Below are 8,453 nucleotides of genomic sequence, written 5' to 3' on the forward strand. Positions count from 1 at the left end.
GCCGCGTCCCCAGGCCCGCGGTGGCCCGTATGAACTCCGCCAGCAGCGCCGGATCGCCCTGTGCCGGCCGCTGCCCCGGCTCCCCCGCGCCCGCCCCGGTGTGCAGCTGGAGCGGCAGCCCGGTCGCCACGGCGCTCCACAGCAGGTGCCGCAGGAGTACGGGGTCCCGTACGGCCCCGCCCTTGGCGCGCCGGGCCAGCCACCGCCCGGCCGCCCCGCGCACCTCGCCCGGATCCGGCGGCTCGGGGTCGCGCCCGAGCACGGCGGGGTACCCCGCGTCGGCACCGCACGTGAAGGCCACGGCCGCCGCGGCGGCGTGGTGGACGGCCCCGGCGAGGTTGGCGAGGAAGGCGGCGACGGTGCCGGAGGTGTCGGCGACGTGTTCGGCCAGCAGCTCCAGCCGGACCACCTCGAAGGCGTCGGCGTCCCCCGCGAGCGCCAGTTCCTTGGGGGCGGTGAGGTCGCCGGGCACGCCCGTGTCGACCAGGTAGGCGGCGACCCCGGAGCCGCGCAGCAGCCTGCGCCCGGACTCGGCCGCACCCAGCTCGCGCCGCCGGGCCAGGTAGCGGGCGGGGGCACAGTGCGGTTCCAGTCCGAGGAGCGGTGGGCACCAGCGGCGCACCGCGAACCCGGTCTGGGTGTCGAAGAAGGTGGTCCCGGCGGCGGGCGGGCCTGCCGAGCGGATCAGCTGGGCCTCGAAGGTGCCGAGGCCCAGCTCCGTGCGGAGCACTCCGTGGCAGTACTGGTCCACCAGGGGCGGCGTTTCGATCATCCGGGCATCCCGTTGCGGACGTGAGGAAGGGGCTTCCACACGTCCTAACGGGTGAGCGGGGTGCGAGGTGTTGCTCGCGCTGTTGACCGAGAGGCCACCTGGGAGCGCCGAGCGGCGTCTCCCGGCGGCAGCCGGTGGAGGGCGGAGCCCCCGCGGGGCTCAGGCCGCCGGGTTCGACGCCCCGCCGAGCTGGATGCCGGCCATGCGCGACCACTCGTAGGGGCCGGTCTTGACGCGCGCGGCGAATTCGCCGTCGAACTCCTCGTGGAGGGTCAGACCGGCCTTCTCCGCGGCCAGCTCGGCCACCGCCTGGGTCGGGGCCACCAGATCGCCCCAGCCGCCGTCGGTGCCGACGAGGACGATCCGGGTGCCCGCCTGGCCGATGTGCGCGATCTGGCCCTCGGCGCCGCCGTGCTCCTTGGCGAACGCGCCGATCTGCTTGGCCAGCTTCGCGGCCTTCCGGTCCTGCTTCTTGTCTGCGGTGTCCGCGGTGGTGTCTGCCATGGACAGCATGCTACCGGCGGGTAATCAGCGGAGGAAGGGTCACCGGAGGAAGGGATCCACGGCCACCGCGACGAACAGCAGCGACACGTAGGTGATGGACCAGTGGAACAGGCGCATCTCCTTGAGCTTCGCGCCCGTCACGCCCGCCTTGGCCCGCGCGTGCAGCGCGTGCGCCTCCCACAGCCACCAGCCGCCCGCCGCCAGCGCGACCGCGGTGTAGAACCAGCCGGTGTACCCCAGCGGGGTCAGCAGCAGCGAGACGGCCACCATCACCCAGCTGTAGAGGACGATCTGGCGCGCCACGGCCTTGTTGCCCGCCACGACCGGCAGCATCGGCACGCCGACCCGCGCGTAGTCCTCCTTCACCTTCATGGACAGCGGCCAGTAGTGCGGCGGCGTCCAGAAGAAGATGACCAGGAAGAGGATGACGGCGGCCCAGGAGACCTCGTTCTTGACGGCGGACCAGCCGATGAGCACCGGCATGCAGCCCGCGATGCCGCCCCAGACGATGTTCTGCGCGGTGCGCCGCTTCAGCAGCATCGTGTAGACGACCACGTAGAAGAGGAGCGCGCCGAGCGCGAGCGCGGCCGACAGCCAGTTGACGAGCAGCCCGAAGAACAGCGTGGAGACCACCGCAAGGGTGATTCCGAAGGCCAGGCACTCGCGCGGGCTGACCATGCCGGTCACCAGCGGCCGCTGGGAGGTCCGGTCCATCAACGCGTCGATGTCGCGGTCGATGTACATGTTCAGCGCGTTGGCGCCGCCTGCGGACAAGTACCCGCCGAAACAGGTCGCGAGGACCAGCCACAGCGACGGCACGCCCTGTTCGGCGAGGAACATCACCGGCACTGTGGTGATCAGCAGAAGTTCGATGATCCGCGGCTTGGTCAAAGCCACGAAAGCCATGACCCGGGCCCCGAACGGCCGGTGACCGGGGCTCGTCCCGAGCACCCCCGCTGGACGGGATTCGACGGCCGTCACGCACACCCCTGACAGAGAAACCAGCAAGCTCCGGACATAAAGGTCCGCTGAAGGCTCGCACGTACCACGCCACTCTAGACGTTGCACTTACGTCGCCCCGCGCGGGGGTCGCCTCGTGTTGGTCCGATCGGACCGCCGACGTTGTGACGGACTGCGGGCACTCGAATAGCTGCACGCCGTGGCGGGGGTAGGCTCGGAATCGCGCCGGTGTCACCGTTCGTCACCGGGTAACAGACATGTGGAGAGGAGCCCTGACCCACGGTGAGCACCAAGCCGACGACCACAGAGCTCGACTGGACCGACCTCGACCAGCGGGCCGTCGACACCGCCCGCATCCTGGCCGCCGACGCGGTCCAGAAGGTCGGTAACGGCCACCCCGGTACGGCGATGAGCCTGGCCCCCGCCGCGTACACCCTCTTCCAGAAGGTGATGCGGCACGACCCCGCGGATCCCGAGTGGGTGGGCCGCGACCGTTTCGTGCTTTCCGCGGGGCACTCGTCCCTCACCCTCTACACCCAGCTCTACCTGGGCGGCTTCGGCCTGGAGCTGGCCGACCTGGAGGCGTTCCGCACCTGGGGTTCCAAGACCCCCGGCCACCCGGAGTACGGCCACACGGCCGGCGTCGAGACCACCACCGGCCCGCTGGGCCAGGGCATCGCCAACGCGGTGGGCATGGCCATGGCCGCCCGCTACGAGCGCGGCCTGTTCGACCCGGAGGCCGCTCCGGGCACCTCCCCGTTCGATCACATGGTCTACGCGATCGCGGGTGACGGCTGCCTCCAGGAGGGCATCTCCCACGAGGCGTCGGCCCTGGCCGGCCACCAGAAGCTCGGCAACCTGGTGCTGCTGTGGGACGACAACCACATCTCCATCGAGGGCGACACCGAGACGGCCGTCTCCGAGGACACCCTCAAGCGCTACGAGGCGTACGGCTGGCACGTCCAGCGCGTCGCGCAGCAGCCGAACGGCGACCTCGACCCGAAGGCGCTGTTCGAGGCCCTCGCCGCGGCCAAGGCCGAGACCGGGCGCCCCTCCTTCATCGCGATGCGCTCGATCATCGCGTGGCCGGCCCCGCACGCCCAGGGCACCGAGGCCTCGCACGGCTCGGCCCTCGGTGACGACGAGGTCGCCGCCACCAAGCGCGTCCTCGGCTTCGACCCGGAGAAGAGCTTCGACGTCTCCGCCGAGGTCCTCGCGCACACCCGCAAGGCGCTGGACCGCGGCCGCGAGGCCAAGGCCGCGTGGGAGAAGGACTTCTCCGCCTGGCGCACCGCCGACGCGGAGCGCGCCGCCGAGTTCGACCGCATCAACGCCAACGAGCTGCCCGCCGGCTGGGAGGACAAGCTCCCCGTCTTCGAGACCGGCAAGGGCGTCGCCACCCGTGCGGCCTCCGGCAAGGTGCTCGAAGCGCTCGGCCCGGTCATCCCGGAGCTGTGGGGCGGCTCGGCCGACCTGGCCGGCTCCAACAACACCACGATCGACAAGCACTCGTCCTTCCTCCCGAAGGGCAACCCGCTGCCGGAGGCCGACCCGTACGGCCGCACCGTCCACTTCGGCATCCGCGAGCACGCCATGGCCGCGACCATGAACGGCATCGCGCTGCACGGCCACACCCGCATCTACGGCGGCACCTTCCTGGTGTTCTCCGACTACATGCGCAACGCCGTCCGCCTGTCCGCGCTGATGCACGTGCCGGTGACGTACGTGTGGACGCACGACTCCATCGGTCTGGGCGAGGACGGCCCGACCCACCAGCCGGTCGAGCACCTCGCCTCGCTGCGCGCCATCCCGGGCCTGAACGTGGTCCGCCCGGCCGACGCGAACGAGACCGTCATCGCCTGGCGCGAGATCCTGCGCCGCCACACCAAGGTGTTCGGCAAGGGTGCCCCGCACGGTCTGGCGCTCACCCGCCAGGGCGTGCCGACGTACGACCGCAACGAGGACGCCGCCAAGGGCGGGTACGTGCTCTTCGAGGCGGAAGGCGGAGAGGCTCAGGTCGTCCTCATCGGCACCGGCTCCGAGGTCCAGCTCGCCGTCGCCGCGCGCGAGGCGCTGCAGGCCGAGGGCATCCCGGCCCGCGTGGTCTCGATGCCGTCCGTCGAGTGGTTCGAGGAGCAGGACCAGGCGTACAAGGACAGCGTCCTGCCGCCGTCCGTCAAGGCGCGGGTCGCGGTCGAGGCCGGTGTCGGCCTGACCTGGCACCGCTACGTCGGCGACGCGGGCCGGATCGTCTCGCTGGAGCACTTCGGCGCCTCTGCCGACGCCAAGGTGCTGTTCCGCGAGTTCGGGTTCACCCCCGAGGCCGTGGCCGCCGCCGCCAAGGCCTCTCTTGATGAAATCGGTGGGATCACCGCCGCCGCGCGCTGACACCGGTACACGAACCAGTAGGAGATGCAATTCCCATGACAGACGCACTCAAGCGCCTCTCCGACGAGGGCGTGGCGATCTGGCTGGACGACCTGTCCCGCAAGCGCATCACGTCCGGCAACCTGGCCGAGCTCATCGACCAGTCGCACGTGGTCGGTGTCACGACCAACCCGTCGATCTTCCAGAAGGCGATCAGCAGCGGCGACGGCTACGAGCAGCAGCTCGCCGACCTCGCCGCCCGCAAGGTCACCGTCGACGAGGCCATCCGCATGATCACGACGGCGGACGTCCGCGACGCCGCCGACATCCTGCGCCCGGTCTTCGACAGCACCGACGGCCAGGACGGCCGCGTGTCGATCGAGGTCGACCCCCGGCTGGCCCACAACACCGCGGCGACCATCGCCGAGGCCAAGCAGCTCGCCTGGCTGGTGGACCGCCCGAACACGCTGATCAAGATCCCGGCGACCAAGGCCGGCCTGCCGGCGATCACCGAGGTCATCGGCAAGGGCATCAGCGTCAACGTCACGCTGATCTTCTCGCTGGAGCGCTACCGCGAGGTCATGGACGCGTACCTGTCGGGTCTGGAGAAGGCGAAGGCCGCGGGCCTGGACCTGTCCGAGATCCACTCGGTCGCCTCCTTCTTCGTGTCCCGCGTGGACACCGAGATCGACAAGCGCCTGGACGCCGTCGGCTCCGACGAGGCGAAGGCCCTCAAGGGCAAGGCGGCCCTCGCCAACGCCCGTCTGGCCTACGAGGCCTACGAGGAGGTGTTCTCCTCCGACCGGTGGAACGCCCTGGAGCGGGTGGGCGCCAACAAGCAGCGTCCGCTGTGGGCCTCGACGGGCGTCAAGGACCCGGCGTACAAGGACACCCTGTACGTGGTCGACCTGGTCGCCCCGAACACGGTGAACACCATGCCGGAGGCCACCCTGGAGGCCACCGCCGACCACGGCGAGGTCACCGGTGACACCGTGCGCGGCACCTACGAGCAGGCGCGTGCCGAGCTCGAAGCGGTCGCGAAGGTGGGCGTCTCGTACGACGATGTGGTGCAGCTGCTGGAGGACGAGGGCGTCGAGAAGTTCGAGGCCGCGTGGAACGACCTGCTGAAGTCCACCGAGGCGGAGCTCGAGCGCCTCGCCCCTACGGAGGCCTGAGCACTTTGTCTGTAGACGGAGCGAACCCGCTTCGTGACGCACAGGACCGGCGGCTCCCGCGCATCGCGGGGCCGTCCGGCCTGGTCATTTTCGGCGTTACGGGTGACCTGTCGCGCAAGAAGCTGATGCCCGCCATCTACGACCTGGCGAACCGGGGGCTGCTGCCGCCGGGCTTCTCGCTGATCGGCTTCGCCCGCCGTGAATGGGAGCACGAGGACTTCGCACAGGAGGTGTACGAGGCCGTCAAGCAGCACTCGCGCACCCCCTTCCGGGAGGAGGTCTGGCAGCAGCTGGTGCAGGGCTGCCGGTTCGTGCAGGGCGACTTCGACGACGACGCGGCGTTCGAGACGCTGAAGTCGACGATCGACGAGCTCGACAAGGCGCAGGGGACGGGCGGCAACTTCGCCTTCTACCTGTCCGTGCCGCCGAAGTTCTTCCCCAAGGTGGTCCAGCAGCTCAAGAACCACGGGCTGGCCCAGAAGGAGGGCTCCTGGCGGCGTGCCGTCATCGAGAAGCCCTTCGGGCACGACCTGAAGAGCGCCGAGGAGCTCAACAAGGTCGTCCACGAGGTGTTCCCGCGTGACGAGGTCTTCCGGATCGACCACTACCTCGGCAAGGAGACCGTCCAGAACATCCTGGCGCTCCGCTTCGCCAACACCATGTTCGAGCCGATCTGGAACCGGTCGTACGTCGACCACGTGCAGATCACCATGGCCGAGGACATCGGCATCGGCGGCCGGGCCGGGTACTACGACGGCATCGGCGCGGCCCGTGACGTCATCCAGAACCACCTGCTCCAGCTGCTCGCGCTGACCGCGATGGAGGAGCCCGGCTCCTTCCACCCCAAGGCGCTGGTGGCGGAGAAGCTCAAGGTCCTCACGGCCGTGGAGCTCCCCGAGGACCTGGGCAAGCACACCGTGCGCGGCCAGTACTCGGCGGCGTGGCAGGGTGGCGAGAAGGTCGTCGGGTACCTCGAAGAGGACGGCATCGACCCCAAGTCGAAGACCGACACCTACGCGGCGATCCGCTTGGAGATCAACAACCGCCGCTGGGCGGGCGTCCCGTTCTACCTGCGGACCGGCAAGCGCCTGGGCCGCCGCGTCACCGAGATCGCGGTCGTCTTCAAGCGGGCCCCGTACCTGCCGTTCGAGTCGGGCGCGACCGAGGAGCTGGGGCAGAACGCCCTGGTCATCCGGGTCCAGCCGGACGAGGGCATCACGGTGCGCTTCGGCTCCAAGGTTCCGGGCACCTCCATGGAGGTCCGGGACGTCACGATGGACTTCGCGTACGGCGAGTCCTTCACGGAGTCGAGCCCCGAGGCGTACGAGCGGCTGATCCTCGATGTCCTGCTGGGTGACGCGAACCTCTTCCCGCGCCACCAGGAGGTCGAGCTGTCCTGGAACATCCTCGACCCGATCGAGGAGTACTGGGACAAGCACGGCAAGCCCGCGCAGTACCCGGCGGGCACCTGGGGGCCGGTCGAGGCGGACGAGATGCTCGCACGAGACGGACGGAGCTGGCGCCGGCCATGAAGATCGACCTCACGGAGACCACCTCCAGCAAGATCAACGCCGCGTTGGTGCAGGCGCGCCGGGACATCGGCACGCCTGCCATCGGCATGGTCCTCACGCTGGTGATCGTGACCGACGAAGAGAACGCGTACGACGCGCTCAAGTCGGCGAACGACGCGTCCCACGAACACCCTTCGCGGATCGTCGTCGTCATCAAGCGGGCCAGCCGCTCGCCGCGCAGCCGCCGCGACGCCCGTCTCGACGCGGAAGTCCGCGTCGGGGCGGACGCCGGCACCGGCGAGACGGTGGTGCTCCGCCTTCACGGTGAACTGGTCAACCACGCCCAGTCGGTGGTTCTCCCGCTCCTCCTGCCGGACGCGCCCGTCGTGGTCTGGTGGCCGGACGGCGCCCCGTCGAACCTGGCGGGCGACCCGCTGGGTGCGCTCGGACAGCGCCGGATCTCGGACACGTACGCCAGCGAGAGCCCGCAGCAGGCGCTCGGGGAGCGGGCCGCGGCCTACGCCCCGGGTGACACGGACCTGTCCTGGACCCGGATCACGCCGTGGCGGTCGATGCTGGCCGCCGCGCTGGACCAGCAGGCCGTGAAGGTCACCTCGGCGGTCGTCGAGGGCGAGGACGAGAACCCGAGCTGCGAGCTGCTGGCCATGTGGCTGGCGGACCGCCTCCAGGTACCCGTCCGGCGGACCGGCTCGCAGGGCCCCGGCCTGACCTCGGTCCGGCTGGAGACCAAGGACGGCGACATCGTCCTGGACCGGGCCGACGGCTCGCTGGCCACGCTGTGCATGCCGGGTCAGCCCGACCGTGCGGTGGCGCTCAAGCGCCGCGACACGGCCGAGCTGCTCGCGGAGGAGCTGCGCCGGCTCGACCCGGACAACACGTTCGAGGCCGCGCTGAAGTTCGGCGTGTCGCGTCTGGAGGCCGCTGCGGCCGCCGGCCCGTCCGCCGCTCCTGCGAAGGCGGCACCGGCCGAGGTCACGGCCACGGACTCGCCCGAGACCGTGACCGGCCCCAAGGCCGACGCCGGCGGCGCGAAGTCCGCGGCCAAGACCGGCAAGCCCGCCAGGCCGGCCGGGAAGTCCCCGGCCAAGTAGCCGACGGCCGCCCCCCCGAGCCCCGCCCCCCCGCGGCAACCCGGCCCCGCCG

At 70.8% G+C, this 8,453-nt stretch carries 7 protein-coding genes; 4 read left to right on the plus strand and 3 right to left on the minus strand.

What is annotated here, in order from left to right:
- The 3 genes from ACFXA3_RS26550 to ACFXA3_RS26560 all read right to left on the minus strand — a co-directional run.
- The coding region (locus ACFXA3_RS26550; protein ID WP_385190816.1) for an amidohydrolase at positions 1 to 772 on the minus strand (772 nt) is incomplete at its 3' end.
- 159 nt (positions 773 to 931) lie between these two features.
- Positions 932 to 1,276, minus strand: a complete 345-nt coding sequence (locus ACFXA3_RS26555; RefSeq protein ID WP_385190817.1) for a hypothetical protein — start codon at positions 1,274 to 1,276, stop codon at positions 932 to 934.
- Positions 1,277 to 1,315: 39 nt separating this feature from the next.
- On the minus strand, positions 1,316 to 2,263 hold the full coding sequence (locus ACFXA3_RS26560; protein ID WP_082410379.1) for a heme o synthase: 948 nt from the start codon (positions 2,261 to 2,263) through the stop codon (positions 1,316 to 1,318).
- Positions 2,264 to 2,518: 255 nt separating this feature from the next.
- Between ACFXA3_RS26560 and tkt the strand changes: the two genes are divergently transcribed.
- From tkt to opcA, 4 genes are read left to right on the plus strand one after another with little or no spacing between them, the layout of a single operon-like run.
- The gene (gene tkt / locus ACFXA3_RS26565; RefSeq protein WP_385190819.1) at positions 2,519 to 4,624 is read left to right on the plus strand and encodes a transketolase; all 2,106 of its coding nucleotides are present in this window, start codon (positions 2,519 to 2,521) and stop codon (positions 4,622 to 4,624) included.
- A 35-nt stretch (positions 4,625 to 4,659) separates the two neighbouring features.
- Entirely contained in the window at positions 4,660 to 5,778 is a 1,119-nt protein-coding gene (gene tal, locus ACFXA3_RS26570) for a transaldolase (protein WP_385190820.1), read from the plus strand.
- A gap of 5 nt (positions 5,779 to 5,783) precedes the next feature.
- Positions 5,784 to 7,310 (plus strand): glucose-6-phosphate dehydrogenase, encoded by a 1,527-nt coding sequence (gene zwf / locus ACFXA3_RS26575; RefSeq protein WP_385190822.1) that lies wholly within the window; start codon positions 5,784 to 5,786, stop codon positions 7,308 to 7,310.
- A complete protein-coding gene (gene opcA / locus ACFXA3_RS26580; RefSeq protein WP_385190823.1) occupies positions 7,307 to 8,401 on the plus strand; it encodes a glucose-6-phosphate dehydrogenase assembly protein OpcA in 1,095 nt (364 codons plus the stop codon). Before zwf ends, opcA begins: the two co-directional genes overlap by 4 nt.
- The last annotated feature ends 52 nt before the right edge of the window (positions 8,402 to 8,453 follow it).

The organism is Streptomyces sp. NPDC059456 (assembly GCF_042750055.1).
Lineage (GTDB): Bacteria > Actinomycetota > Actinomycetes > Streptomycetales > Streptomycetaceae > Streptomyces.

What these genes read in the sequence shown, in the direction of transcription:
- opcA (WP_385190823.1), top strand. Translation starts at nt 7,307, where the DNA reads ATGAAGATCGACCTCACGGAGACCACCTCCAGCAAGATCAACGCCGCG.
- tal (WP_385190820.1), top strand. Translation starts at nt 4,660, where the DNA reads ATGACAGACGCACTCAAGCGCCTCTCCGACGAGGGCGTGGCGATCTGG.
- ACFXA3_RS26555 (WP_385190817.1), bottom strand. Translation starts at nt 1,276, where the DNA reads ATGGCAGACACCACCGCGGACACCGCAGACAAGAAGCAGGACCGGAAG.